We start from the raw sequence: 23,717 nt of genomic DNA on the forward strand, positions 1-23,717 counted from the left end.
GGGGGATGTTCTCGCCTCAGGCCACCGAAGCAGCCCGAGGGATCACATTGAGGCGAAGCGCTCACGCGCTTTTCCCTGAGAGAGCTTAGCCTCTCCCAGGGGAGCGCTTATGCGCTTTCCCCAAGGGAGCGCTTATGCGCTCTCCCTAAAGTCGTCGTCGCTGGCGTCTGGACCGCCCATCGACATATCGAGAGCAAAGCCCTTGAGGCGGTGCTGCTGAGCCGAAATCGTCTGGCCGCGACCTTGGCTGTGAGCCTGCGGGCCGGGCTTGCGGACAGCGGCCGGGGCCTTCACCTTGGCCGAAGCTTTTGGCTGCGCCTTGTAGGCACCGGACCGCGCGCTGCCTGCCGTATCGACCTTGAAGAAGGCGATCGACGTCTGCAGTTCCTCGGCCTGGGCAGCGAGCTCTTCCGAGGTTGCCGACATCTGCTCGGAGGCGCCGGCATTCTGCTGCGTTACCTTGTCGAGCTGCTGGATCGCCTCGTTGATCTGCGAGGCGCCGATATCCTGTTCGCGGCAGGCAGCACTGATCTCGGAGACCAGCTCCGCCGTCTTGCGGATGTCGGGCACCAGGCGGCCGAGCATGTCGCCGGCATCGGCGGCAGCCTTGACGGTATCGCTCGACATCGAGCTGATTTCCGCGGCAGCCGACTGGCTGCGTTCAGCAAGCTTGCGCACCTCCGAAGCGACGACTGCAAAACCCTTGCCATGCTCGCCGGCACGAGCGGCTTCGACGGCAGCGTTGAGGGCGAGAAGGTCTGTCTGGCGGGCGATCTCCTGGACGATGCCGATCTTCTGGGCGATCGTGCGCATGGCGTCGACGGCACGCGTCACCGCTTCCCCGCTCATCTCCGCATCCTTGGCCGACTGGCGGGCGATCTTTTCGGTCTGGGCGGCGTTATCGGCGTTCTGTTTGATGTTGGCGGCCATCTGCTCCATCGAGGCGGAAGCCTCTTCGGCCGACGCGGCCTGTTCGGTGGCGCCCTGCGATACCTGTTCAGAACTCGCCGAAAGTTCCTGGCTGCCGGAAGAGACATTGTCGGCGGCCGACAGTGCGTCGGCAACGACGCCGCGCAGACGTTCGATCATGGTGTTGACGTTGCCCAGAAGTTCGCCGATTTCGTCACGGCTTGTGATGTCGGCCATCTTCGTCAGATCACCTTCCGACACTTCGCGAACCACGGCGTTGGCACGGCTAAGGCCCTTGCTTATCGTGCTGGCGATCCAGAATGCGGTAATCGCAGCAACCAGCAGGGCAACGGCTGCCACCGCCATCATCATGGTGCGCGTGGCAGCATACTGGGCGTCGGCGTCATCGTCGGCGGCCTTCATGCGCTGTTTTTCAAGTGCCAGGATTTCGCTAAGTGTCGAGTCGATGTCGTTGGCAGCGGCCCGCGCCGCGGTCACGGAGACGGTATTTGCGCCTTCGGCGTTGCCGGCCTTCACATAGTCACGGATCTGATCGTCGGCTGCCGTGAAGGTCTTGGAAAGTTCGGCAATGCGCGCCCAGCGCGCCTTGCCTTCTTCGGTTGCCAACGCCAGTACCTGGCCGAAGGCATCTGCGAAGTCCTTGCGGGCTTGATTGCCCTTGGCGATCGCACCTGCGGTTTCGTCGGCAGTGCGGGCAGCGAGCAGGTTCTTCTGCTGGCGGATGGCCTCGAGCTGAGCAATGTTGATTTGCTGGGCGAGGTCGAGACGGGCTGCGGGACCGGCGAGAAGATTGCCAATCGTGTCGTTCAGCGATCCTAGGCTGAAGACGCCGTAGGCAGCGGTGCCCATGAGCATGAGGATGACGAAAGTGAACGCCGTCACCAGTTTTGTCTTGATTGTCAATCGCATCGGTCTAACCCCAATTTGAACTCAGCCGACATCAGCTGGCGGCTCCCGCCGCGTCGTGCCTCGATGAAAAGATCGCCTGCAGATTGGGGAGAATGATGAATTCTCCGCCCCTCTTCACCAGGCAGTTGATGTAATCGGCGCGCCAGCGCATGCCGACGCTCGGTGGCGCCTCGCTGGCGGATTTTGCAAGCGTCGTCACCTCGTTCACCTTATCGGTCCTGAGGCCGACGAGCGTCGGCTCGCCCTGCAGATCGATCTCGATGACGATGAAGCGGCTGTCGATCGTCGCCTCTGCTGCTTCCATCCCGAAGGCGAGACGCAGGTCGGCGAGCGGAATGACCTTGCCGCGAAAGTTGATGACGCTGGCGACGAAGGGCTGGCTGCCCGGCACCGCGGTCTCGGGAAGCAGGTCCAGGATTTCCTGGACGATGACCGCTTCCAGCGCGAAGGTTTCGCCGTTGAGATCGAAGGTCAGGACCTCGACTTCCTCGGCATAGCTCCAGTGATTGTCAAATCGTTCGGCTGCTGCTGTTGCACTCATCCTGCTACACGCAATTGCGCCTCCTGTTGCTGACCCGCGGCAACCAGGTGCCCGACGTCGAGAATGAGAGCGACGCTGCCGTCGCCGAGAATGGTGGCGCCCGAGAAGGTCGCGACGTTATTGTGCAGCTTCGACATCGACTTGATGACTGTCTGGTGGTCGCCGATGATCTGGTCGACGACGAGGCCGACGCGCTCAGTGCCGGTCGAGATGACGACGACCTTCTGATGCACGTCGGGCTTGGTGCCGGTGCGGAAGAGGTCGCGCAGGCGCAGAAACGGCACCAGGCTGTCGCGCAGCGAGATGAAGCTGCGGCCGCGCGAGCGAAGATCTTCCTCGAGCGACAGTTCGAGGCATTCCTCGACCGCCGAGAGCGGGATGACGTAGCGGCCGGAACCGACGCGCACCAGCAGGCCGTCGATGATGGCGAGCGTCAGCGGGATGCGCAGCGACACTTCCGAACCCTGTCCCGGCACGCTGACAATGTCGATCGCGCCGCGGAGCGCCTCGACCGTCTTCTTCACCACGTCCATGCCGACCCCGCGGCCGGACAGATTGGTGATCGCTGCGGCCGTCGAGAAGCCGGGGGCGAAGATCAGCTGCAGCAGCTCGGAGTCGGAAAGCGGCTGGCCGGGCTGGATAAGGCCGGAGGATTCCGCCTTGGCGCGAACCCGTTCGCGATTGATGCCGCGGCCGTCGTCCTTGATCGAGATGATCACCTCGCCGCCGGCCTGGCGGGCCGAAAGGGTCACCGTGCCGGCTTCGGTCTTGCCGGAGGCAAGCCGGTCGGCGGGCGTTTCAAGCCCGTGATCGATCGAGTTGCGCACCAGATGCACCAGCGGATCGGCCAGACGCTCGATGACTGTCTTGTCGACTTCGGTGCTCTCGCCCTCCGTCACCAGTTCGATCACCTTGCCGGTCTCGCGGGCGAGATCGTGGACGAGGCGGCGGAAGCGGGAGAAGAGGGTGGCAACCGGTACCATGCGCAGCACCATCATCGTGTCGCGCAACTCGCCGGAGAGGCGTTCGATTTCTTCCGAGACGGAGCGCAGCGCGATATCGGCACTGGCGCTGGCGAGCTGGCTAAGGCGCGACTGGGCGATGACGAGCTCGCCGACGCGGTCCATCAGCTCGTCGAGACGCTCGGCCGGAACGCGGACATTCTCGGCCGCCTTCGCCTGGCTGGCTGGCGCAGGCGCCTCGCGCCTGGCCGGAACCGCCTCGACGGGACGGAATTCCGGGACGGTGGCCGGTGAAACGGGGGCCGCCGATGCTGCGGCGACAGGGGCAGGTGCAGCCTTTTCCTCGACCGGAGCGGCGGTTGCCGCTGCCTGCCCGCTGATCTCCTCGACGCTGAGTTCCATGTCGTCGAGTACGAAGATGAAGACGTCGTCGATCGCCGAGCGGTCCTGCTCGCTGGTCAGCGTCACGTCCCAGGAAATGTGGAGTTCCGTTGGAGTGAGCTCGTCGAGCGGCGGAATGGCCGAGGTATTGGCGCGTACGGTGCATTCGCCGAGATCGCGCAACTCGTCCAGCAGGCCGAGCGGGTTGGTGCCGTTGGCCATCGAATTGGCCGGCAGGCTGAAGCGGATGCGCCAGCTGTTCGTCTTCTTCGCCGGTGCTTCGCACACGGCTGCGGTTGCGGGAACAGCGGCAGGCGCCGCTTCCTTGCCGCCGACGGCTGCCTGCAGCTGCGCCAGAAGCTTATGCCCGGTATCGCCGTGATCGGCATCCGGCTGGTCGACGAGGGCACGCATATGGTCCTGAGCAGCGAGAACGGCGGCGACAAGTTCGCTGGTTGCCGCGACCTCGCCCTTGCGGACGCGGTCGAAGGCCGTTTCGCAATGATGGGTGAAGGCGGCGAGCGCCTCGAAACCGAACATCGCGCCGGAGCCCTTGAGCGTGTGGAGGCCGCGGAACACGGCGTCGACGAGATCCTTATTGTCGAGCTGGTGGGTCAGGTCGAGAAGACCGGCCTCGATCGCTTCGAGGCATTCGGCTGCTTCCATGCGGAATACGGCGACCGGATCGAGCGTACTCATCTTCCGAGGACCTTTTTGACGATCTTCACGAGATTTTCCGGGTCGAACGGCTTGGTCAGCCAGCCCGTTGCGCCCGCTGCCTTGGCGCGAGCCTTGAGATCGGCGTCCGATTCCGTCGTCAGAAAGATAATCGGAACACCGGCCTGCGCCGGCAGCCTGCGCAGTTCCTCGATCATCGTCAACCCGTCCATGACGGGCATGTTGAGATCGGTCACGATCAGATCGAAGCTGCTGCTCTTGGCCTTCGCGAGGCCTTCTGCCCCGTCGGCGGCCTCGGTGACGGTGTAACCGGCATTGGTCAGCGTGACATTGGTGGTCAGGCGAATGCTGGCGGAATCGTCAACGGTCAGGATATTTGCAGTCATAATGTCACCTTTTTATGCAACCAGAAATTTTCGTCTTCTTTGTCGAAGGATTCGATGAAACCTGCGCGCTCAAGTACCTTCAGAACCGAGCCGCGGGCCGGCGAAGAAAGTTTGAACGTCTTTCCCTTGGCCTTTGCTTGGCGGCGAGCGGATTCGATGAGCTGAATGAAACTCAGATCCGCTTCAGCACTTTCGGGAATCTCGATGATGATTACATCACGGCTGTGAAATTCATCCGTAATCTTTGAATATAATTCGGACGCGCAGCGAATACTCAGCAAATCCGGCAAATTTATAGATTCGTAATATTGTTTTGGAGTATCCAACGCAGCCCCCGCAACCAGAGAAATACTTGATGACCCTAAGAGGACTCTCACGACAGCGTTAATGCAGGGTAAACAGCGGTTGTAGGAAACTACCGTATAACGAGTCCTGAGCCCCCCAATTCTCATCCGGAATAAGTTGTATTTTCCTCTCCAAATTTAGAAACAAATAAAATAAAAGCAGTAGGTTAAGCATATTAACCAACCATGAGATACGAGCGGCGGCGCCATCCATCTTTCGTTAATCACAACGCAGACGAGTCTGGCGCGTTTACCGGACGTTTCCATCCTGCCCGTAGAAATAGAGTCAGATTAGCCTGTGTTTTAAGAAAAGGTATAAATGTTGGCACACGCTCTGGTATCGCCGACCGCTACAGCCTACATGTCCGGGGGGGACATCGGCCGGCCCCTGGAATCCGCCCGCAGCCGGGTCGAAGAACGTTTTCTCGAAGGCGGTACCGTGTTGCTCTCGGTGATGGATGTTCTCAACCGTCTGTTGAATTCTCTAGAGAGCGTCACCGCGGCGCTCGACAATAGCGAGTCGAGCGATACCGGCGCCGATCTCCGTGCCACGGTGGAGAGCCTGACGGCACTGCCGGTCACCGAAGAAAATCGTCAACAGGCACTCGTCTCGCTGGCGCAGACCGGCAGGGAGCTGCGCAAATACGTCGCCGACATGCAGGAGACGATGCGTTATCTCAGAACCTTCGCGGTGACCGTGAAGATCACCGGTGCCGGCCTTGCCGAATTTGCCGGCTTCGCCCAGGAGATCCTGGAGCGCATCTATTCCGGCACCGATGAGGTCAATCGTTTCGCCACGCACCTCGACAGTCTCGACAAAGAGGTCAAGCTCGCCGCCTCCTTTGGCGCCGGTGTTTCCAAGAGTTATGCCGATACTGTTCCGGCCGTCGCCGGAGCCCTGCGCGACGATGCCGCCAAGATCGCCGGACACCGCAAGGATCTCGGCGTCATCGCCCGCGAGGTCGGCGCGATTGCCCGCGGCGTCCAGAGCAAGGTCGCCTCGACGCTCTCTGCCCTGCAGATCGGCGACATCACCCGCCAGCGCATCGAGCATGTGCAGGCCACCCTTTCACTGCTTGAGGAATTCTTTGCCGGCGCGGAGGGCGCAAAGCTCGATACCGGTGCGCGCAAGCGCCTGCAGAACGTCATCCACCATTTGACCGCGGCGCAGATGAGCGACATGTGCGCAAATTTCCAGCGGGACTCCGAAAACGTCGTCAAGACGATCGCGAGTTTCGACCACGACATGCGGGAGATTCTCAAGCTGCGCGATCAGATGAGCGGTGAGAGTGGCGAGGCCGGCGGCAACTTCATGCGCGCGCTGGAATCCAGCGTTTCGGCCGCCCATGAAATCGTCAAGCAGGTCGACACGGCAAGCCGCCAGGCCGACCAGGTGAGCCAGTCGACGATCGGTACGGCAGCCAAGCTCTCCGAAGCGATCGGCAATATCCGCGCCGTCAAGACCGACATTCACTATATGGCTTTGAACACCAACCTGCGCTGCAGCCGCCTCGGCGAGGAAGGCAGGTCGATCAACGTCGTCACCGCCGAACTGCGCATCTTCGCCGGCAAACTCGACGATTCCGCCGACGCCATCGTCAACGGCCTGCCGGCGCTCGAAGCTGCGGCCGGGCGCGTCGCCCCCGCCACTGATGCCGGAGCCGGCAATCTCGGAGAAAGCCTGACCTCGGCCGTCGGCAACATCCGCTCTGCAGCCAACCTGATGGAAAAAGAACTGAAGGTGCTCGCCGAGAACGGTCGCGAGGTCGCCACCAAGATCAGCCTGCTGATCGGCAAGCTCGATTTCCAGCATAATCTGGGTGAAGTCCTTGCCGGCTGCGCCGATATGCTCGAAGGCGTCGCCGGCACCGATGTCGCCGATATCTCCGATCTCGCAGAGACGATCGCGCCGCTCGACCGCAAGATCTTCAAGCACTATACGATGGTCCAGGAACGCAGCATTCATCGCGGCATCATTCCGGCGAGCGAGGACAGCACCTCCGCTCCCGCCGAAACCGCCAAAGCCGAAAACGACGAGGATCTTTTCGCCGACGCGCTTTTCTAAAGCGCGTCGCAATCGTTCAGATTCGCGCCTCGCGCTTCAACCCTTTGTTTTTACGCATGTCGTTATAGCGGCGCTGCGCGGCCGCTATCGCCGCCGGAACTTGTTGGCGGCATCGATCGCCGCCTTCTGCTGGGTGTCCTCGATGCCGAGATAGAAATCCTCGAGCGCCGGATCGGCGAGCCCGGCCCGGCGCGACAGCACGTACCACTTCGCCGCCTCGATCGGGTTGGGCGCCGTGCCGATCGCATTGATATAGAGGTGGGCGAGCTTGTTCTGCGCAGCGACGTTGCCGCCATTGGCGGCAAGTTTCAGCCATTCGAAGCCCTTGACGTAATCCTTCGGCCCGCCGACGCCGTTGACCAGCCAGATGCCGAGATCGAGTTGGGCCGTGTCGAAGCCGGCGCGCGCTGCACGCGCCATCCATTCGCGGGCGAGCTTCTTCTTTTCCTCCGGCAGGTCCTTTAGCGTCGCATAGATCTGCGCCACGGCATATTGCGAATCGGCAATGCCCTGCTCGGCCGATTTCTCGTAGAATGGCAGCGCCAGCCTCAGTCCCTTCTCGCCGGGATTGTCGGCGATGAGAAGCTGCGCCCAGTTGAATTCCGCCGAAGGATTGCCCGCCTCGGCCGCCTTGCGCATGTAGTCGTCGGCCTTGACCTTGTCACGCGGCACGCCCTCGCCTTCCATCAGGATCAGCGCATATTTGAACATCGCCGCCGCATCGCCGCCTTCGGCCGCCTTGCCGTACCAAAAGGCAGCATTCTTCACGTCCTTCTTGACGCCGAGGCCCTGCGAGAGGATTTCGCCGATCAGCGTCTGCGCCGCCGGATCGCCGAGCTGGGCGCGCGGCAGCGCCTTGTCCATTGCCGTCAGGTAATAACCGCGCTGGAAGGCGCCGTAGGCCTCGTCGATCGGCCCCTTGTAATCCTTCTCCGGCGGCAGGTCCGGCAGCTTCGCGCCCATGCGGTCGAATACGCCGACACCATCGGAGGGCTGCACGCCCGGGCTGGAAGGCCGGTCGGTACGGAAGGTCGAAGCCGGCCCCGTGCCCGGCTGGCTGATGACGCTGTCCGGCGCCTGCGCCAAGGCAATATTCGGCCCGGCCGCAAGGAAGGCGGCCATACCGGCGAGGAAATATTTCAAAAGACGGGCGGGCGGGATCGGCATGAGCGCGATTTCAATCCTCAAACCGTGGCGCTTTTTCGTCAAGCAACGCATTGATCTCGGCGACGACGGCCGGCGCCCGGTCGGGCTCGCCGAAAACCGCCAGCCGCATCGCCACGAACTCCGCTCCGGTCTCGGCGACGGCGAGCGCCGAGGCTGGATCGGTGCCGCCCATGACGATGCAGGGAATCTCGATCATCGAGGCCCACCATTCGCCAAGCGCCAGGTTCTTCGGATGCGCCTCCGGCTTGATGTCCCCGTCGAGCTTGCCGAAGAAGATATAGTCCGGCCTGACTTCGCCGATCTCCAGCGCATGGTGCCGGTCGGCCGCGTTGCCGCCGCCGACGATCAGCTTCGGTGCATGTTTGTCGATCGCCTCCGAAAGGGCCTCCGCATTGCCGGAAAGGTGCAGGCCGTCGGCCTTCGCCCGGCCTGCGACACGGCTGTCGCCTGCAATCAGCGCGGCGGCGCCAGCGTCCTGGATCAACGGCACCAGCTTTTCTGCATGTTTCTGGAAGGTGCCGTCGTCGAGCCCGTATTGCGGCACGATCACCGAGGCGACATCGCCGCCCTTCAGCGCGTCGGCGACGATCCTTGCCTGTTCATCGGCATCGGCGATATCGGCTACGATGAGCACAAGGCGGCAGCGGTTTTCCGGTTCGGTCATAGGGTCTTTCCGTTTCCTGCGATTCCCCTTGGAAATGAGGGATCCACACTCGTTTTGTGTGAGTAGTTCCGTTAGACGAGGCTGGCAAGAGGAGGACGTCGAAAGCATGCCGCAGGATTTGTCATTCTACTACGCCGCCGTGCCCGCCGTTCTGCTGGTAGGCCTCGCAAAGGGCGGCATGGGCGACGCTTTGTCGCTGATCGGCTTGCCCTTCCTCGCCCTCGTCGTCTCGCCGGTGGAGGCGGCCGCCATCCTGCTGCCGATCCTGATTTTGATGGACATGATTTCGCTTGTCATCTGGCGCAAGCATGGCGACTGGACGACGCTGAAGATCATGCTGCCGGGCGCCGTCTTCGGCATCGCGCTGGGCTGGGCAACCTCGGCGCTGGTTCCGGCAACATGCTGCGCATCGTCATCGGCGCGGTGACCATCCTCTTCTGCCTGCGCTATTTCTGGAGCAATTTCGGCCCGGCCGCCGGCAAGGTGATCCCGCCGCGCAACCAGCGGCCGGTGGCCGCCAGCCTCTGGGGCACATTTTCCGGTTACGGCAGCTTCGTCGCCCATGCCGGCGGCGCGCCGTTCCAGATCTATGCCCTGCCGCTCAAATTGCAGCCACGCGAATATACCGGCACCAGCGTACGCTTCTTCGCGATCCTCAACGCCATCAAGCTGATCCCATATTTCGCGCTCGGCCAGCTCGGCACCCAGAACCTTGCGACCTCGGCAACGCTTCTGCCCTTCGCCCCGCTCGCCACCATTGCCGGCGCCTGGTGCGTGCGCCGCATGAAGCCACAGATCTTCTACCCCTTCATGTATGCAATGGCGCTGATCGCCGCCTTCCTGATCGTGCGCGAGGGCCTTGGCTGGTAAAAGGCCCAGCGCCGCACGTCTCTTCAGACGCGCAAAGGACGCTGTAGCGCTTTGAATTGCTGCATAATTCCTTAGATCAATCTCGAATTAAGGAGTTTTGCAGCAGCACGCTGCAATGCACAATTTCCTTGCTGGCACGGCCGGTTTGACGTAGCGTTGCCGCCATGTCGAACACGGACCCTTTCTCTGCGATTGCCGATCCGAACCGGCGGTTTCTGCTGGAGGAATTGCGTCGCGCGCCACGGACGGTCAATGAGCTCGCCGAAGGCCTGCCGATCAGCCGTCCTGCTGTTTCACAGCACCTGAAGGCGCTTCTCGACAGCAATCTCGTTTCCGTGACCTCGGAAGGCACCAAACGCATCTACGCAGTCAATAACCGTGGCTTCGACAAGCTCAATTTGTGGCTGGATCAGTTCTGGGCCTGATGCATGTTCCCGTAAGATCTGGGGATACGATGCGAATCATAAGAATGCGATGTGAGACGTGACAGACCCAAAAGCGCCAGCCACGATGCCGGATGCATCGGACTGGCGCAAATATGGTGTCAAATCACCGGTTCTTGCAAATTTTTGGCGGAATGGATGGATTTACCTTGTTGCGCAAGATGATCGCCCGGCGACCCTTGGGAAGACTAGTGGACGGATGACTTAAGACGCTGAATCTCGTCCTTGATGCGCAGCTTGCGGCGCTTGCATTCGGCAAGTTCCGTATCGGAAATAGAGGGAGATGTTCTGAGCGCGTGCAACTCCTCCTCGAGAGCGACATGCTTTTTCTGGAGTGACTCAAGATGAGCTTGAACAGTCATATGACCCTTCCTTCCTCTTACCCTCCCCGGCCAACATCGTCGGGGATCAAGGTGTCAACGGGCGGGACTGTGACATATTTTTGACGGCTTGTCGAAGGCCAAAAGATGAAGACTGCATGGCAATTTCATGATCAAGACTAACTAGCCGTTACCTGTATTTGGTGATAGGAGCTTGCGGAAATCATCGCCAGATCGGACAAGGTCCAAGGACGATAACGGGGAATGTATATGGCCGATCAGGAACAGGCGGAAATCAGGCTCATAGTGGCGCGCCTGCGCCAGGAGCACGAGGATTTCGACGCCGCGATCAACGCCATGATCCAGACCGGATGCGACGCTCTGCGGATCCAGCGCATGAAAAAGAAGAAGCTCGTTATCAAAGACAGGCTCTCCAAGCTGGAAGATCAGATCATCCCTGACATCATCGCCTGAGAGGGAATAGCAGCAACGATGACAGACAGACCACCCGTCGCCATCATCATGGGCAGCCAGTCCGACTGGGAGACCATGAAAAACGCCGCCGACACGCTGGAGGCGCTGGAAATTCCCTATGACGCGCGCATCATTTCGGCGCACCGCACAGTCGACCGGCTGGTCAATTTCGCCAAGGGCGCACGCGCGGAGGGCTTCAAGGTCATCATCGCCGGCGCCGGCGGCGCCGCCCACCTGCCGGGCATGACCGCCGCGATGACGCCGCTGCCGGTCTTCGGCGTGCCGGTCCAGTCGAAAGCCCTGTCCGGCCAGGACAGCCTCCTTTCCATCGTGCAGATGCCGGCCGGTATTCCCGTCGGCACGCTCGCCATCGGCAAGGCCGGCGCAGTCAACGCCGCCCTTCTCGCCGCCGCCGTGCTTGCCCTTTCCGACGAAGAAATCGCCGACCGGCTCGACGAATGGCGCGAGCGCCAGAGTGCTGCCGTCGCCGAATACCCGATGGACGACCTATGACGGCGAGAACGATCGGCATTATCGGCGGCGGCCAGCTCGGCCGCATGCTGGCCATTGCCGCCGCCAGGTTGAATTTTCGCACGGTCATCCTCGAGCCGCAGGCAGACTGCCCGGCCGCCCAGCTCGCCAACCGGCAGATTACCGCCGCCTATGACGATCCCTTGGCACTGGCCGAGCTCGCCGATATCTGCGACGTCGTCACCTACGAATTCGAGAACGTGCCCGTCGCAGCCGCCGAAACGCTGTCGGCGAGCGTGTCCGTCTATCCGCCGCCCAAGGCGCTGGAAGCCGCCCAGGACCGCCTCGTCGAAAAACGCTTTCTCAACGGCTGCGGCATAACCACTGCCCGCTTCCATGTGATCGACAGCCAGGCCGATCTCGAGACGGCACTGAAGGATTTCGGCGGCCAGGGCGTGCTGAAGACCCGCCGTCTCGGTTATGACGGCAAGGGCCAGAAGGTTTTCCGCTCGGCCGCAGACAGCCCGGATGGCGCCTATGCAGCACTTGGCGGCGTGCCGCTCATCCTCGAAAGCTTCGTCGCCTTCAAGCGTGAGGTCTCGATCATCGCCGCCCGCGCCATCGACGGGACGGTCGTCTGCTTCGATCCCGCCGAGAATGTCCACCGCAACGGTATCCTCCACACCTCTACGGTTCCCGCTGCGATCTCTGCGCCGGCGGCGGACGCCGCGTGGCAATCGGCCGAGAAAATCCTTGCTGCATTGAACTATGTCGGCGTCATCGGCATCGAATTCTTCGTGCTTGCCGATGGCGGTCTGATCGCCAACGAGATGGCGCCGCGTGTCCACAACTCCGGTCACTGGACGGAAGCTGCCTGCGTCGTCAGCCAGTTCGAGCAGCATATCCGCGCTGTTGCCGGCCTGCCGCTCGGCAATGCCGAGCGCCATTCCGACTGCGTCATGCAGAACCTGATCGGCGACGATATCCTTGCCGTTCCCGACTGGCTGCGTCGCCCCGATACGCTGGTTCATCTCTATGGCAAGACCGAGTGGCGCCCCGGCCGCAAGATGGGCCACATCACCGCCTTGACGCCGAAATCGCCGGTTTTGGCCTGAGAAAACACCCCTGTGCCTTGGGAAAAACACCTGCATGTGGTTGACACGGAAAAGGTGACGGGGTATCTGCTCCCCACCTAAACAGCGCGCCCGATGGCGCGCTTTTGATTGTTAAAGATACGGGCGAATGTGAATTCCCCCATAGAGATCGCGGATCAGAAAAATGAAGATCAAGAATTCGCTCAAGTCGCTCAAGGCTCGTCACCGTGACAACCGTCTGGTTCGCCGCAAGGGCCGCATGTACATCATCAACAAGCTGAACCCGCGCTTCAAGGCTCGTCAGGGCTGATTTCGCGCGCCCGGATCGCCCTGCCGCGTGAGCTTGCGCCGGCAGATATATCCGGTGGGTCGCTGCGGTGATCACGTCAAATTTGTTTGATCTTCGGCGCTGGCGGGCTAATATGTTCGCCATGCGCTTTTTTGCTTTGACATCAGCGGCGCTGCCGCTCGCTCTCATTTTCCTCACCTCCTCCTTTCCGGCCGCCGCCGCGGAAGAGCCGGCAGCCGCGGCGAAAAAGGACGTCATCATCGAGCAGACGGATGTCAACAATTCGCCGAAGCAGCACCTCGACCAGCTCTTCAGCCAGCTGAAGCGTGAACGCGATCCCGAAAAGGCCAGCGGCATCGCCAATGAAATCCGCATGGAATGGAACGATTCCGGCAGTGCTACCGTCAATCTGCTGATGCAGTGGGCCGACAAGGCGATCGAGGAAAAGCGCAACCCCGCCGCCCTCGATTTCCTCGATGAGGCGATCGCGCTGAAGCCCGATTATGCCGAAAGCTGGAACCGCCGCGCCACGCTGAATTTCGTCATGGGAAATTATCGCAAGTCGATGTCCGACATCGAACGTGTGCTCGATCTCGAGCCGCGCCATTTCGGCGCTCTCTCCGGCATGGCGGCGATCCTCAGCAATTCCGGCAACGACCAGCTGACCTTGAAGGCTTGGGAGCGTTTTCTCGATATCTATCCCGCCGAACGCACCGCGCAGGAACAGGCCAACACGCTTGCGGAAAAACTTGCCGGCAACCGCACCTGATTCCCGGTCATCGATCTTGACGTCGGATCACGCTGCACAATTTTAGAATAGAGAGGGAACGATGAGGCGGTTGTCCGCCGCAGGCCGTCCCGCAAATATCACTCGTTGAGATCATGCTTGCAGAAGTTTCCGCTCTTCTCGCCCCGCTCGCCGCCGCCATCGGTTACTCCACTTATAAGGCGCGGCAATTCGAACACGCCTATCCGAATATCGGCGAACTGACGGATGTCGGCGGCTACCGCATGAATGCCGTCCACGTCGAGCGTCCCGAAAATGCGGATCTGCCGGCGCTGGTCTTCATTCACGGCGCCAGCGGTAATCTGCTCGACCAGGTCGTTGCCTTCCGCGCCGCACTCGAAGGCCGGGCGGAAATGCTCTTCGTCGATCGTCCCGGTCATGGCTATTCCGAACGCGGCGGCCCTGAGAACGCTGTCCCCTCCGGACAGGCCGATGCGATCGCCAGGCTGATGGAAAAGCGCGGCATCGAAAAGGCGATCATCGTCGGGCATTCCTTCGGCGGCGCGATCACCGCCGCCTTCGGCCTGCGCCATCCTGACAAGACTGCCGGCCTGCTCTTCCTCGCGCCCGCCACCCATCCCTGGCCGGGCGGCATCGACTGGTACTATCATGTCGCCACGACACCGGTCGTCGGCTGGCTCTTCACTCACGCAATCGTCGTGCCGCTCGGGCTGAGACGGCTGGAGCGCGGCACGCTGAATGTCTTCCGCCCCAATCCGCGCCCGGCCGACTACATCGAAAAAACCGGTCCGTCGCTGGTGCTGCGCCCCAGCGCCTTCCACAACAATGCTGCCGATTTCAAAAGACTGCTCGCCTATGTGAAGGAGCAGTCGCTGTTCTATCCGCAGATCACCGCGCCGACCGTGATCATAACGGGCGACCGCGACGAGATCGTCTGGGAACACCTGCATTCGCGCGGCCTTGCCCGCGATATATCAGGCTCCGAGCTCATTACCGTCAGCGGCGTCGGCCACAAGCCGGATTACCTCGCAACCGATGTCGCCATCGCCGCCATGGAGAAGATATCAGGCAAGCCGCGCGACCTGCAGGCGATCGCCCGCAAGGCGGAAGAGAGGCTTGCCGGCACCTCACGCGATCGGACGGTCGCAACCGCGCCGTCGCTGGCGCCTGCAGCGCCGCGTGTCTTTTCAGACGCACAAAGGATCCTGTAGCACGTCGAATTGCATCGCTATCGAAGGCCGCATGTCCTTCGACCGGCCCGACGACGACACAAGCCAGAAACTCGCCGAACTCCTGACGCTTTGGGATTTATTTTTACGCCTGCCGTCCTCGCAAACCCGCGACATAGTTTTGCGCGGCATGCTTTAAAGCCAACCCCTTGCATTGCCTCGGGCCCAGGCAGTCCCATATGTTTTTCCATCATTGTCCATAGGAGGGGAAATCATGGGCAGCCTGCATATCGGGACGATCTCCGTCATATCAGCATTGTCGTTGAGCCTGACCGCGGCTCTCGCCGCCTCGCCTGCGCCCGTCGAAGCCGAGCACGGCATGGTCGTCACCGCCCAGCACCTGGCGACCGATGTCGGCGTCGAGGTGCTGAAAGGCGGCGGCAATGCCGTCGATGCGGCGGTCGCCGTCGGTTATGCGCTGGCGGTTGTATATCCCTCGGCCGGCAACCTCGGCGGTGGCGGCTTCATGACCATCCGCCTGAAGGATGGCACCAAGACCTTCCTCGATTTCCGCGAACGCGCGCCGCTTGCCGCCACGAAGACCATGTATCTGGACGCCAATGGCGATATCGTGCCGCGTGCCAGCCTCGACGGTTATCTTGCCGTCGGCGTGCCGGGCTCCGTCATGGGCTTCGAGACCGCGCGCGAGAAATACGGCAGCAAATCGCGCGAAGAACTGATCGCGCCGGCGCTCCGCTTCGCCAAGGAAGGTTTCACGCTGGAACAGGGCGACGCCGCAAGTTTCGCCGGCAACGCCAAACGCCTTGCCAAAGATGAAGCCACGGCAAAGATCTTCCTGAAACCGGATGGCAAACCCTATGCATCCGGCGAAAAACTCCAGCAACCGGACCTTGCCGCCGTCCTGGCAGGCATCTCCGAAAAAGGCCCCGACGCCTTCTACAAGGCCGCGCCCGCCGAGGCGATCGTCAAGGCGAGCCAGGCCAAGGGCGGCATCCTCGCCAAGGAGGATTTCGAGCAATATGCGGTGCGCGAACTGAAGCCGATCGAGTGCAATTACCGTGGCTACGACATCATCTCCTCGCCGCCGCCGTCTTCCGGCGGCGTCATCATTTGCGAGATCCTCAACGTTCTGGAAGGATACCCGCTTTCCTATCTCGGCTATAACTCGGCCGAAACCGTGCACATCATGGTCGAGGCGATGCGCTATGCTTACGTCGACCGCAATGCTGCGCTCGGCGATCCCGATTTCGTCGAGAACCCGGTCACAAAGCTGCTCGACAAGAAGTATGCTTTGGAGATCGCCGCCAAGATCGACCCTTACAAGGCCGGCACCTCGGCGAACCTGAAACCGCTCGGCGGCAAGGAAAGCACCGAAACCACGCATTATTCAATCATCGACGACGAGGGCAATGCGGTCGCCGTCACCTATACGCTGAATGGCTCCTTCGGTGCCGCCGTCGTAGCGCCCGGCACCGGTGTCCTACTCAACAACGAGATGGACGATTTCACCTCCAAGCCCGGCGTGCCGAACCTCTACGGACTGGTGCAGGGCGAGGCCAATGCCATCGCCCCGAAGAAGACGCCGCTCTCCTCGATGAGCCCGACGATCGTCACCCGGGACGGCAAGCCCTTCATGGTCATCGGCAGCCCCGGCGGCTCGCGCATCATTACCATCACGCTGGAAGCGATCCTCAATGTCGTCGATTTCGGCATGGATATCAGTCAGGCGGTCAACGCCCCGCGTCTCCACCACCAATGGCAGCCCGACAAGGTCTTTCTCGAACCCTATGCACTTTCGCCGGATACGGAAAAGACGCTTGCCGCCATGGGCTACAGCTTCGATGGCGGCAATGACACGCCGCAATGGGGCCAGGCCGCCGGCATCCTCGTCGGCGGTAAAAGCCTTGCGGCCATCGAAAAGGGGGGCGGCGCCCGCTATAACGGCGCCATGGACAGCCGCGCAACGGAGGGGTCGGCAAGCGGCTACTGACGCTTCGGGGATCGCCTGGTCAAACAGTCGGCGCAAAGCGCAACGCGGCTCAAGAAGCAGCGGTGGCACCATTCATGTCACCGTGACAAAGTCGCCGTTCACAATTGGCTTACCTCGCCCTATGCATGGGCGAACCCGCAAGCAGAAAGATTCCCGAATGGCCAGCATTGAAATGATTGTCGCAGCCCGCGCCCGTCTGCGCGGTCATGCAAGGCGCACGCCGCTTCTCTCCTCTCCTTTTTTGAATGAGATTGCCGGCCGGCGCCTATTCGTGAAAGCGGAATGTCTGCAGCATTCCGGCTCGTTCAAGTTTCGCGGTGGCTGGTCGGCCGTCTCCGGCCTCGATCCGGCGGTACGCTCGAAGGGCGTCATCGCCTTCTCCTCCGGCAACCACGCCCAGGGCGTTGCGCTTGCGGCCAAGCTGCACAATATCCCCTCCGTCATCATCATGCCGAGCGATGCGCCGAAGCTGAAGATTGCCAACACCCGCGCCTTCGGCGCCGAAGTGGTGCTCTACGACCGCGTCAATGAGGATCGCGACGAGATCGGCGCCAGGCTTTCGGCCGAGCGCGGCCTGACGCTGATCAAGCCCTTCGACGAACCGCTGGTCATCGCCGGTCAGGGCACGACCGGTCTCGAAATCTCCGAACAGGCGGAAGAGGAAGGCGTGACATCAGCCGAAGTTCTCGTTCCCTGCGGCGGCGGCGGATTGACCTCAGGCATTGCGCTCGCCCTCGAAGCCAGCGCCCCCGGCTTTCGCGTCCGCCCCTGCGAGCCCAAGGATTTCGACGACACCACCCGCTCGCTCGCCTCCGGCAAGATCGAACGCAACACGTCGGTATCAGGCTCGATCTGCGATGCAATCGTCACGCCGCAACCCGGCAATATCACTTTCCCGATCCTCAAGCGCCTCGCCGGCGCCGGCATCGTCGTCACCGACGAGGAGGCGTTGCGCGCCATGGCGCTCGCCTTCACACGGCTGAAGATCGTCGTCGAGCCCGGCGGCGCCGTGGCGCTTGCCGCCGCCCTCTTCCACGGCGACGCCCTGGAAAGCGACACGATCGTCGCCGTCACCTCCGGCGGCAATGTCGATGCCGATATCTTCGCCATGGCGCTCGGACGCTTCGGCTGAGACAGCGCGCAGCGTACAAGGTTGCAATCGGCCGCAAATGCCGTGAGCACTTTTTGGGCCATCCGCAGCGCTGCCGCGGATGGCTTTTCATCGGTAAGCCTCACGCGATCTTGTAGCGCTCCGCCGGCATGCTGCGAGACAGGTTCGGCATCAGCGCCTCGCGCGCCTGCTCATAGGCGGCAAGCAGACCGGCATCCTCAAGCGACGGAATGGTCGCGAATTCGCCCTGCCCGAGGCCTGCGAGCGACGCATCGACCATATCCTCCGCCGACATCACGATCTCCTTGGGCAGGTGTTCGACTGGCGTGCCGGCGATGCCCCAGAATTCCGTTGCCGTGGCCCCGGGCAGAACGGCCTGGATGCGAATGTTCTTCTCCGCCAGTTCATGCTTCAGCGATTGGCTGAAGGCGAGCGCGAAGGCTTTCGTACCGCCATAAACGCCGTTCAAGAGTTCCGGTGCGATCGCGACAATAGACGCAATGTTGATGATCGTACCGCCGCCACGCGCAACGAAGCCAGGAACAGCGGCATAGGTCAATCGCATTAGCGCCGTGACGTTGAGTTCGATCATTTCCTGCATCTTGTCGACATCGGCGGCAAGCAGCGGCGCCGTCCCGCCGAAACCGGCATTGTTGACGAGAAGCGTGATGCTCCGATCTTCCTTCAGCACGCTTTCGACGCGAGCTAGGCCGGCCCTGTTGCCGAGATCGGCGACGACAGTCTCGACGGTCCGTCCGGTCTCATCACTCAACCGACTTGCCAGCGCCTGCAGGCGCTCGCCGTTGCGGGCAACGAGGATGAGATCGTAACCCTGCTTTGCCAGCCTATTGGCGTAGATCGCGCCAATGCCCGAGGATGCGCCGGTCACCAGCGCCGTGCCCTTATGTTCCTGCAACATGACCTGTCTCCTTGAATACGCCGGCCCGATGCCTTGCGCTTGAGGAGAGTCTTACGCCTGATTGCTGATGTCCCAAATGTCGTATATACCACTTTTTAAGACATCATCTTTTCGGAGGCGACGAAATGCAGCAAATTGGCTTTCTGCTCTATCCCGGATTCCAGATCATGAGCTTGGCTGCCATCTCGGCCTTCGAGTTCACCAATATCGAGCTTGAGGAAAAGGTTTACGACATCCGCTATCTTTCCGAGAATGGTGGGCCGATTACCAATTCTCTTGGCATGGTGATGGATACGGAAGCCTTCGGCGACCCGGCCCTCGACACGCTGATTGTGGCAGGAGCCCCGGGCATCCGCCTGCCGAATGCCGTAGAAGCCGCCTTTATCCGCGCCGCCCTACCCGTCGCACGTCGTTTGGCGTCGATCTGCACCGGCGCCTTCTTTCTTGCCGAAGCCGGCGTCCTCGACGGTCGCCGGGCGACGACCCACTGGTATGTCTCCCGCGAACTGCAAAGCCGATATCCCCACGTAAAGATGGAGGAGGACCGAATCTTCATCATCGACGGCTCCGTTTGGACATCCGCGGGCATGACCGCCGGTATCGATCTGGCGCTGGCCATGGTCGAGAAGGATCACGGCTTCGAGGTGGCGCGCGCCGTTGCCCGCATGCTCGTCGTCTATCATCGCCGCGCCGGCGGCCAGTCGCAGTTTTCCGCCCTGCTGGAGCTGGAGCCCAAATCGGACCGTATCCAGAAGGCGCTCGCCCACGCCCGCAGCAATCTGAAATCGGCGCTGTCTGTGGAGGAACTGGCGGAAGCGGCCCATCTCAGCCCCCGCCAGTTCAGCCGCGCCTTCCGCGCTGAAACCGGCCAATCGCCGGCCAAGGCCGTGGAGAACCTGCGGTTGGAAGCGGCCCGGCTGATGATGGAGCAGGGCCGCCATCCGATCGATGTCGTTGCCCGCGAAACCGGCTTTGCCGATCGCGAGCGCATGCGCCGCGCGTTCCTTCGCGCTTTCGGCCAGCCGCCGCAGGCAATTCGGCGCGCCGCCCTGCAGGAGCTGCAGATGTGATGCATCCAGCCTGCGACGGCAGGACGCATGCTGTTCTCGTTACCGCTCTTGAAGCGCCCGGCGGATCGCAGTCTCGACCGGCGAATAGGCGCCGTCCTCCCGTTCGAGCCGAAGTGGTTCGGAAGGCGCAAGGCCGGGCTGCGCCATGAAGCGCGGCTGCTTGCCGCGATGCATCTGCGCGGCATGGATGAGGAATGGATGGCACAGATAGACGGTGCCCGCCGGACCTGTCGCCAACCCTAGCGGCCGGTCTTCTCCGACATGCTCCAGCCAAAGATGCGCCATCCCTGCTTCGCCCGCCGGTTCCAGAAGGCGGGCGATATCCTTGTGCGATCCGACGCGGATACGGGTCGGCGCATCCTCCTCCCCGACATCCGAAAACAGGAAGAGCATCAGCAGCGCCCGGCCGCGCGAGGTGATGTTCACCCGCCAGGCAGAAAAGTCCCGTTGCTCATCCGGATTGGAATCCTCGCCGGGAAAGCTCAGATCGACATGCCAGCCGGCATCGCCGGGATCATCTGGATGGGGAAAGCGCACCGGGAAACTGCCAAGCCCACTGCGTGCCTCCCAGCGACCCTTGCCGACGAGCTGGTCGAAGGCCGAATGCAACACCGGCGTATTGACGGCTTTCTCGAATGGTCCGCCGCCATAACCGGCAAGTCGCACGACTGGCTGCGTCCACGTCTTTGGATCATCCGCATCGAAGGGAATGTCGCGCCACATGATGGCGCGAGCTTCCTTGGCCAATGCGCGGGGAAAAGCGTCGTCGATCCTGACGAAACCGTCCTCGATGAATTGCTCGATCTGCGCAGCACTCAGTGCCGCCGGATAAACATCTGATGTCATGATATATCTCTCTATCGCCAAACCTGCCGGCTCTCTTTCCTTGGCCACATGCAGGGTGGTTACAGTTCACGGCGACGCGCCAGCAAGAAGGCTGGTCGGTGGCCGCATCTTCTGATGCCCGAAGGCAGAGCCTTAGAGGCTCAAGAAGAAGACCGAAGCGATATTGAGGGTGAACGTCTTCATAGCGGCTCGAAACTACAGTCACGCGTCCGAACGGTCAATGCTGAGATCTCGCGCCGCTACCCCGCTCAGCGCGCCATGTACCGACTGAAGCACGAGCTCGGCAAGCCGGGCCGCAGCCGGCTGCGGTTCGGCTTCCGCCCGATGCAGGACCAGACCGAGCTTCGGCAAATCCGGCAGACCGATCGTCTCCGGCGCCAGCGGCCGGACCTTCGCCGGCAGGCCGATCGGCGTGCGGATGGTGAGACCGAGGCCTGCCGCCGTCGCGGCCCAGAGACCGCCGAGACTGGGACTGACGAAGGCGAGCCGCCAGGAGATGCCCGCCTCATCCAGCGCCTTGGTCGCGGCGCTGCGTAACAGACACGGCGCCTCCAGCGAAGCGAGCGGCATCGGCTCACCGCTTGCGGTTTGCCAGGCCGGCTGCCCCTCGGAAGGTCCGATCCAGCGCATCGGCACTTCGCCGATCCGCTCGCAATGCGCCGTCAGCGTGCCGTCACTCCAGGCAAGCGCGAGATCGAGCTTGCCCGAGGTGACGCGCTCGAGCAGTTCGGCATTGCGCACCACCCGCGCTTCGATCCGGACCTTCGGATGAGCACGCGCAAAGCGGCCGAGCACATCAGGCAGCAAGGTCTCGCCGAAATCCTCCTGCAGGCCGAGCCGCACCCAGCCTTCCAGCTCGACGCTGTTGACAGCAGCAGCCGCCTCGTCGTTGAGTTCCAGCAGCCGCCTGGCATAACCGAGCATCGTCTCGCCGGCATCGGTCAGCGCCAGTCCGCGCCCCGCCTTGCGGAAGATCGGCGTGCCCGCCTGCTCCTCCAGCTTCTTCAGTTGCGCACTGACCGCCGAGGTCGAACGCCCGAGCCGCTCGGCCGCCTTGGCGAAATTACCAAGCTCCATGCCAGTCGAAAAGGTTCGAAGCACGTCGAGATCGAAGATCGTCCGTCGCATTACATAATCCCATTTTTCAGGATCATTCATCCATAAAATTCTGATTTTCAGCATCATCGTGCCGTGCGATGGTTCTGCTGTCAAGGCCGACCGACGGCCTGAACCACGGAGATCCCGATGCCCTTCGTTCGCATTTCCCTTCGCAAAGGCAAGTCGCCGGACTACCTCATGGCACTGGCCGACAGCATCCAGCGCGCCCTGGTCGAGACCTTCGACGTGCCCGAAAACGACCGCTTCCAGGCCATTCATCAGCATGACGAGAACGAATTGATCTTCGACCGCAGCTATCTCGCCGGCCCGCGCTCGGACGACTTCGTCTATATCTCGATCACGATCGGCAGGCCTCGCACCGTCGAGATGAAGGCGGCACTCTATCGGCGGCTCGCCGATCTCCTGGCGCAATCGCCGGGCCTCCGGCCCGAGGACGTGATGATCGTCATCAGCACCAGCACACCGGAAGACTGGTCCTTCGGCAATCGCATTGCCCAGATGACCGACCCAGACTGGCGGCTTCGTGCAATCGGAGATCGGCAATGATTGCCATGCAGTACAGCTTCACCCTGCCAGCCGATTACGACATGTCGATCATCGACCGCCGCATCCGCGACAAGGGACCGTTGCTCGACGGCTTTCCCAATCTCGGTTTCAAGGCCTATCTCAGAGCGCGCAAAGGTGAATTCGGCAGTCGCGAAAACCTCTACGCGCCCTTCTACCTCTGGCAGACGCCGGAAGGGGTAAGCGACTTCCTTTGCGGTCCTGGGTTTGAGGCGTTAACAGGCGCCTTCGGCTGGCCGCAGGTCAAAACCTGGATCGTCTGGCAGGCGGAAATCTCGCCTGATATCGCCGCAGCCAAGTTCGCCACCTGCGATATCCTGCAGACGGAACCCTATGCGCCGCTCATCGATCTCGGCGGGGCCAACAGCGCAGAAGCCGATGCCGATATGGCAACAGGCGCGCTCGCCTCCGTCTCCGGCTTCGAACCGACGACATGGACGCGAATACGCTTCAAGCTATGGCGCGAGGTTCCGGAAATCGGCGAGCATACGCAGACTTATCACGTTGGCCACCTGTCCCTGCCTAGACCCTGAGCTCAGACGGTTGCCCGGCGATAGAAGGCCAGTGAGCCGGCAAGCGCCAGCAGCGCGCCGCCGCAGGCCCGCTCCAGCCACATGGCGCCCGAGGTTTTCAGGAAACGCACCGCCTGCGAGCCGAAGAAGGCGTAGCCGAACATGATGAGGAAATCGAGCGCGGCAAAGACAAGGGCGAGCAGCATATATTGCGTCGCCTGCGGCATGGTTGGATCGATGAACTGCGGCAGGAAGGCCGAGAAGACCAGGTAGCCCTTCGGATTGGTCGCCGCGACCATGAAGCTCTTCAACCCGATCGAGAGGGATGATGTCGCGCCCGCAGGCGCTCCGGACTTCAACGCCGCATCGATCGTGCCCCTGGAGCGTAGCAGCATGATACCGAGAAAGGCGAGATAGGCGGCACCCGCCCATTTCAGCATCGAAAACCAGAATTCCGATGCAGCGAGCAGCGCACCAAGCCCGATCGCGACAGCGCCGATCAGCACGAAATCGGACAGCACCGCGCCGATCATGCCAGCAACTGCGCGGCGCAGACCGTGCCGAGAGCCGTTGGTCAGCGCCAACAGCACCGTTGGCCCCGGCGTCGCGATGCCAACGAAGGAAACGGCCGCAAAAGCCAGAAGTGTGACGATATCCATG

At 62.0% G+C, this 23,717-nt stretch carries 25 protein-coding genes and 1 pseudogene; 14 read left to right on the plus strand and 12 right to left on the minus strand.

Going from position 1 to position 23,717, the window contains the following annotated elements:
* Nucleotides 1-132: 132 nt before the first annotated feature.
* Genes BA011_RS16240 through BA011_RS16260 form a run of 5 tightly spaced genes read right to left on the minus strand, consistent with a single transcriptional unit; the run spans nucleotide 133 to nucleotide 5,113 of the window.
* Nucleotides 133-1,839: a methyl-accepting chemotaxis protein gene (locus BA011_RS16240; RefSeq protein WP_065281213.1), complete on the minus strand. Its 1,707-nt coding sequence runs from the start codon at nucleotides 1,837-1,839 to the stop codon at nucleotides 133-135.
* A 31-nt stretch (nucleotides 1,840-1,870) separates the two neighbouring features.
* On the minus strand, nucleotides 1,871-2,380 hold the full coding sequence (locus tag BA011_RS16245; protein ID WP_065281214.1) for a chemotaxis protein CheW: 510 nt from the start codon (nucleotides 2,378-2,380) through the stop codon (nucleotides 1,871-1,873).
* A complete protein-coding gene (locus BA011_RS16250) occupies nucleotides 2,377-4,422 on the minus strand; it encodes a chemotaxis protein CheA (protein WP_065281215.1) in 2,046 nt (681 codons plus the stop codon). The genes BA011_RS16245 and BA011_RS16250 overlap by 4 nt, the downstream gene beginning before the upstream one ends.
* Nucleotides 4,419-4,787: a response regulator gene (locus BA011_RS16255; RefSeq protein ID WP_065281216.1), complete on the minus strand. Its 369-nt coding sequence runs from the start codon at nucleotides 4,785-4,787 to the stop codon at nucleotides 4,419-4,421. The genes BA011_RS16250 and BA011_RS16255 overlap by 4 nt, the downstream gene beginning before the upstream one ends.
* Nucleotides 4,784-5,113, minus strand: coding sequence for an STAS domain-containing protein (locus tag BA011_RS16260; protein ID WP_065281217.1), 330 nt, complete (start codon nucleotides 5,111-5,113; stop codon nucleotides 4,784-4,786). The genes BA011_RS16255 and BA011_RS16260 overlap by 4 nt, the downstream gene beginning before the upstream one ends.
* 340 nt (nucleotides 5,114-5,453) lie before the next feature.
* Between BA011_RS16260 and BA011_RS16265 the strand changes: the two genes are divergently transcribed.
* Complete coding sequence (locus BA011_RS16265) at nucleotides 5,454-7,196, plus strand: chemotaxis protein (RefSeq protein ID WP_186806560.1); 1,743 nt, start codon at nucleotides 5,454-5,456, stop codon at nucleotides 7,194-7,196.
* An 84-nt stretch (nucleotides 7,197-7,280) separates the two neighbouring features.
* On the opposite strand, the gene BA011_RS16270 is transcribed toward BA011_RS16265, so the two are convergent.
* Together BA011_RS16270 and BA011_RS16275 are read right to left on the minus strand one after the other, a co-directional pair.
* Entirely contained in the window at nucleotides 7,281-8,363 is a 1,083-nt protein-coding gene (locus BA011_RS16270; RefSeq protein WP_065281219.1) for a tetratricopeptide repeat protein, read from the minus strand.
* A gap of 10 nt (nucleotides 8,364-8,373) precedes the next feature.
* The gene (locus BA011_RS16275) at nucleotides 8,374-9,027 is read right to left on the minus strand and encodes a thiamine phosphate synthase (RefSeq protein ID WP_065281220.1); all 654 of its coding nucleotides are present in this window, start codon (nucleotides 9,025-9,027) and stop codon (nucleotides 8,374-8,376) included.
* Nucleotides 9,028-9,133: 106 nt separating this feature from the next.
* Between BA011_RS16275 and BA011_RS16280 the strand changes: the two are divergent.
* Both BA011_RS16280 and BA011_RS16285 read left to right on the plus strand, forming a co-directional pair.
* Nucleotides 9,134-9,897 (plus strand): annotated as a pseudogene (locus BA011_RS16280) (sulfite exporter TauE/SafE family protein).
* Nucleotides 9,898-10,061: 164 nt separating this feature from the next.
* The gene (locus tag BA011_RS16285) at nucleotides 10,062-10,322 is read left to right on the plus strand and encodes an ArsR/SmtB family transcription factor (protein ID WP_003552646.1); all 261 of its coding nucleotides are present in this window, start codon (nucleotides 10,062-10,064) and stop codon (nucleotides 10,320-10,322) included.
* 206 nt (nucleotides 10,323-10,528) lie between these two features.
* On the opposite strand, the gene BA011_RS16290 is transcribed toward BA011_RS16285, so the two are convergent.
* Nucleotides 10,529-10,702, minus strand: coding sequence for a YdcH family protein (locus BA011_RS16290; RefSeq protein WP_003542831.1), 174 nt, complete (start codon nucleotides 10,700-10,702; stop codon nucleotides 10,529-10,531).
* A gap of 228 nt (nucleotides 10,703-10,930) precedes the next feature.
* Between BA011_RS16290 and BA011_RS16295 the strand changes: the two genes are divergently transcribed.
* The 8 genes from BA011_RS16295 (at nucleotide 10,931) to BA011_RS16330 (ending at nucleotide 18,048) form a co-directional block, all read left to right on the plus strand.
* Nucleotides 10,931-11,134: a YdcH family protein gene (locus tag BA011_RS16295; RefSeq protein ID WP_003542832.1), complete on the plus strand. Its 204-nt coding sequence runs from the start codon at nucleotides 10,931-10,933 to the stop codon at nucleotides 11,132-11,134.
* An 18-nt stretch (nucleotides 11,135-11,152) separates the two neighbouring features.
* On the plus strand, nucleotides 11,153-11,647 hold the full coding sequence (purE, locus tag BA011_RS16300) for a 5-(carboxyamino)imidazole ribonucleotide mutase (protein ID WP_011653459.1): 495 nt from the start codon (nucleotides 11,153-11,155) through the stop codon (nucleotides 11,645-11,647).
* Nucleotides 11,644-12,720, plus strand: coding sequence for a 5-(carboxyamino)imidazole ribonucleotide synthase (locus BA011_RS16305; protein ID WP_065281221.1), 1,077 nt, complete (start codon nucleotides 11,644-11,646; stop codon nucleotides 12,718-12,720). Before purE ends, BA011_RS16305 begins: the two co-directional genes overlap by 4 nt.
* A gap of 163 nt (nucleotides 12,721-12,883) precedes the next feature.
* Nucleotides 12,884-13,009: a type B 50S ribosomal protein L36 gene (gene ykgO / locus BA011_RS16310; protein ID WP_003542835.1), complete on the plus strand. Its 126-nt coding sequence runs from the start codon at nucleotides 12,884-12,886 to the stop codon at nucleotides 13,007-13,009.
* Nucleotides 13,010-13,121: 112 nt separating this feature from the next.
* Complete coding sequence (locus BA011_RS16315) at nucleotides 13,122-13,757, plus strand: hypothetical protein (RefSeq protein ID WP_065281222.1); 636 nt, start codon at nucleotides 13,122-13,124, stop codon at nucleotides 13,755-13,757.
* Between the two features lie 113 nt (nucleotides 13,758-13,870).
* On the plus strand, nucleotides 13,871-14,947 hold the full coding sequence (locus BA011_RS16320; protein WP_065281223.1) for an alpha/beta fold hydrolase: 1,077 nt from the start codon (nucleotides 13,871-13,873) through the stop codon (nucleotides 14,945-14,947).
* A gap of 232 nt (nucleotides 14,948-15,179) precedes the next feature.
* Complete coding sequence (gene ggt / locus BA011_RS16325; RefSeq protein WP_065281224.1) at nucleotides 15,180-16,916, plus strand: gamma-glutamyltransferase; 1,737 nt, start codon at nucleotides 15,180-15,182, stop codon at nucleotides 16,914-16,916.
* 157 nt (nucleotides 16,917-17,073) lie between these two features.
* Nucleotides 17,074-18,048: a threonine ammonia-lyase gene (locus BA011_RS16330; RefSeq protein WP_065281225.1), complete on the plus strand. Its 975-nt coding sequence runs from the start codon at nucleotides 17,074-17,076 to the stop codon at nucleotides 18,046-18,048.
* 100 nt (nucleotides 18,049-18,148) lie between these two features.
* Here the strand turns inward: BA011_RS16330 and BA011_RS16335 are convergent, their stop codons facing one another.
* Nucleotides 18,149-18,946, minus strand: coding sequence for an SDR family NAD(P)-dependent oxidoreductase (locus tag BA011_RS16335; RefSeq protein ID WP_065281226.1), 798 nt, complete (start codon nucleotides 18,944-18,946; stop codon nucleotides 18,149-18,151).
* A gap of 125 nt (nucleotides 18,947-19,071) precedes the next feature.
* Here BA011_RS16335 and BA011_RS16340 point away from each other — a divergent pair, with 125 nt between their 5' ends.
* Nucleotides 19,072-20,016 carry a GlxA family transcriptional regulator gene (locus tag BA011_RS16340; RefSeq protein WP_065281227.1) on the plus strand — a complete coding sequence of 315 codons (945 nt, stop codon included), beginning with the start codon at nucleotides 19,072-19,074 and terminating at the stop codon, nucleotides 20,014-20,016.
* 39 nt (nucleotides 20,017-20,055) lie between these two features.
* Here BA011_RS16340 and BA011_RS16345 read toward each other — a convergent pair whose 3' ends face one another.
* Together BA011_RS16345 and BA011_RS16350 are read right to left on the minus strand one after the other, a co-directional pair.
* The gene (locus tag BA011_RS16345) at nucleotides 20,056-20,862 is read right to left on the minus strand and encodes a phytanoyl-CoA dioxygenase family protein (RefSeq protein WP_065281228.1); all 807 of its coding nucleotides are present in this window, start codon (nucleotides 20,860-20,862) and stop codon (nucleotides 20,056-20,058) included.
* A gap of 201 nt (nucleotides 20,863-21,063) precedes the next feature.
* The gene (locus BA011_RS16350) at nucleotides 21,064-21,990 is read right to left on the minus strand and encodes a LysR substrate-binding domain-containing protein (RefSeq protein WP_065282567.1); all 927 of its coding nucleotides are present in this window, start codon (nucleotides 21,988-21,990) and stop codon (nucleotides 21,064-21,066) included.
* Nucleotides 21,991-22,107: 117 nt separating this feature from the next.
* Between BA011_RS16350 and BA011_RS16355 the strand changes: the two genes are divergently transcribed.
* Nucleotides 22,108-22,527 carry a tautomerase family protein gene (locus tag BA011_RS16355; protein WP_065281229.1) on the plus strand — a complete coding sequence of 140 codons (420 nt, stop codon included), beginning with the start codon at nucleotides 22,108-22,110 and terminating at the stop codon, nucleotides 22,525-22,527.
* Complete coding sequence (locus tag BA011_RS16360; RefSeq protein WP_065281230.1) at nucleotides 22,524-23,078, plus strand: DUF4865 family protein; 555 nt, start codon at nucleotides 22,524-22,526, stop codon at nucleotides 23,076-23,078. The genes BA011_RS16355 and BA011_RS16360 overlap by 4 nt, the downstream gene beginning before the upstream one ends.
* Nucleotides 23,079-23,080: 2 nt before the next feature.
* Here the strand turns inward: BA011_RS16360 and BA011_RS16365 are convergent, their stop codons facing one another.
* The gene (locus BA011_RS16365) at nucleotides 23,081-23,716 is read right to left on the minus strand and encodes a LysE family translocator (protein WP_065281231.1); all 636 of its coding nucleotides are present in this window, start codon (nucleotides 23,714-23,716) and stop codon (nucleotides 23,081-23,083) included.
* Nucleotide 23,717: the final 1 nt, after the last annotated feature.

It is taken from the genome of Rhizobium leguminosarum (assembly GCF_001679785.1).
Taxonomy (GTDB): Bacteria; Pseudomonadota; Alphaproteobacteria; order Rhizobiales; family Rhizobiaceae; genus Rhizobium; species Rhizobium leguminosarum_R.

What these genes read in the sequence shown, in the direction of transcription:
- BA011_RS16330 (WP_065281225.1), top strand. Translation starts at nt 17,074, where the DNA reads ATGGCCAGCATTGAAATGATTGTCGCAGCCCGCGCCCGTCTGCGCGGT.
- BA011_RS16270 (WP_065281219.1), bottom strand. Translation starts at nt 8,363, where the DNA reads ATGCCGATCCCGCCCGCCCGTCTTTTGAAATATTTCCTCGCCGGTATG.
- ykgO (WP_003542835.1), top strand. Translation starts at nt 12,884, where the DNA reads ATGAAGATCAAGAATTCGCTCAAGTCGCTCAAGGCTCGTCACCGTGAC.
- BA011_RS16315 (WP_065281222.1), top strand. Translation starts at nt 13,122, where the DNA reads ATGTTCGCCATGCGCTTTTTTGCTTTGACATCAGCGGCGCTGCCGCTC.
- BA011_RS16350 (WP_065282567.1), bottom strand. Translation starts at nt 21,990, where the DNA reads ATGCGACGGACGATCTTCGATCTCGACGTGCTTCGAACCTTTTCGACT.
- BA011_RS16295 (WP_003542832.1), top strand. Translation starts at nt 10,931, where the DNA reads ATGGCCGATCAGGAACAGGCGGAAATCAGGCTCATAGTGGCGCGCCTG.
- BA011_RS16290 (WP_003542831.1), bottom strand. Translation starts at nt 10,702, where the DNA reads ATGACTGTTCAAGCTCATCTTGAGTCACTCCAGAAAAAGCATGTCGCT.
- BA011_RS16345 (WP_065281228.1), bottom strand. Translation starts at nt 20,862, where the DNA reads ATGACATCAGATGTTTATCCGGCGGCACTGAGTGCTGCGCAGATCGAG.
- purE (WP_011653459.1), top strand. Translation starts at nt 11,153, where the DNA reads ATGACAGACAGACCACCCGTCGCCATCATCATGGGCAGCCAGTCCGAC.
- BA011_RS16320 (WP_065281223.1), top strand. Translation starts at nt 13,871, where the DNA reads ATGCTTGCAGAAGTTTCCGCTCTTCTCGCCCCGCTCGCCGCCGCCATC.
- BA011_RS16245 (WP_065281214.1), bottom strand. Translation starts at nt 2,380, where the DNA reads ATGAGTGCAACAGCAGCAGCCGAACGATTTGACAATCACTGGAGCTAT.
- BA011_RS16285 (WP_003552646.1), top strand. Translation starts at nt 10,062, where the DNA reads ATGTCGAACACGGACCCTTTCTCTGCGATTGCCGATCCGAACCGGCGG.
- BA011_RS16250 (WP_065281215.1), bottom strand. Translation starts at nt 4,422, where the DNA reads ATGAGTACGCTCGATCCGGTCGCCGTATTCCGCATGGAAGCAGCCGAA.
- ggt (WP_065281224.1), top strand. Translation starts at nt 15,180, where the DNA reads ATGGGCAGCCTGCATATCGGGACGATCTCCGTCATATCAGCATTGTCG.
- BA011_RS16275 (WP_065281220.1), bottom strand. Translation starts at nt 9,027, where the DNA reads ATGACCGAACCGGAAAACCGCTGCCGCCTTGTGCTCATCGTAGCCGAT.
- BA011_RS16355 (WP_065281229.1), top strand. Translation starts at nt 22,108, where the DNA reads ATGCCCTTCGTTCGCATTTCCCTTCGCAAAGGCAAGTCGCCGGACTAC.
- BA011_RS16360 (WP_065281230.1), top strand. Translation starts at nt 22,524, where the DNA reads ATGATTGCCATGCAGTACAGCTTCACCCTGCCAGCCGATTACGACATG.
- BA011_RS16335 (WP_065281226.1), bottom strand. Translation starts at nt 18,946, where the DNA reads ATGTTGCAGGAACATAAGGGCACGGCGCTGGTGACCGGCGCATCCTCG.
- BA011_RS16305 (WP_065281221.1), top strand. Translation starts at nt 11,644, where the DNA reads ATGACGGCGAGAACGATCGGCATTATCGGCGGCGGCCAGCTCGGCCGC.
- BA011_RS16255 (WP_065281216.1), bottom strand. Translation starts at nt 4,787, where the DNA reads ATGACTGCAAATATCCTGACCGTTGACGATTCCGCCAGCATTCGCCTG.
- BA011_RS16340 (WP_065281227.1), top strand. Translation starts at nt 19,072, where the DNA reads ATGCAGCAAATTGGCTTTCTGCTCTATCCCGGATTCCAGATCATGAGC.
- BA011_RS16365 (WP_065281231.1), bottom strand. Translation starts at nt 23,716, where the DNA reads ATGGATATCGTCACACTTCTGGCTTTTGCGGCCGTTTCCTTCGTTGGC.
- BA011_RS16240 (WP_065281213.1), bottom strand. Translation starts at nt 1,839, where the DNA reads ATGCGATTGACAATCAAGACAAAACTGGTGACGGCGTTCACTTTCGTC.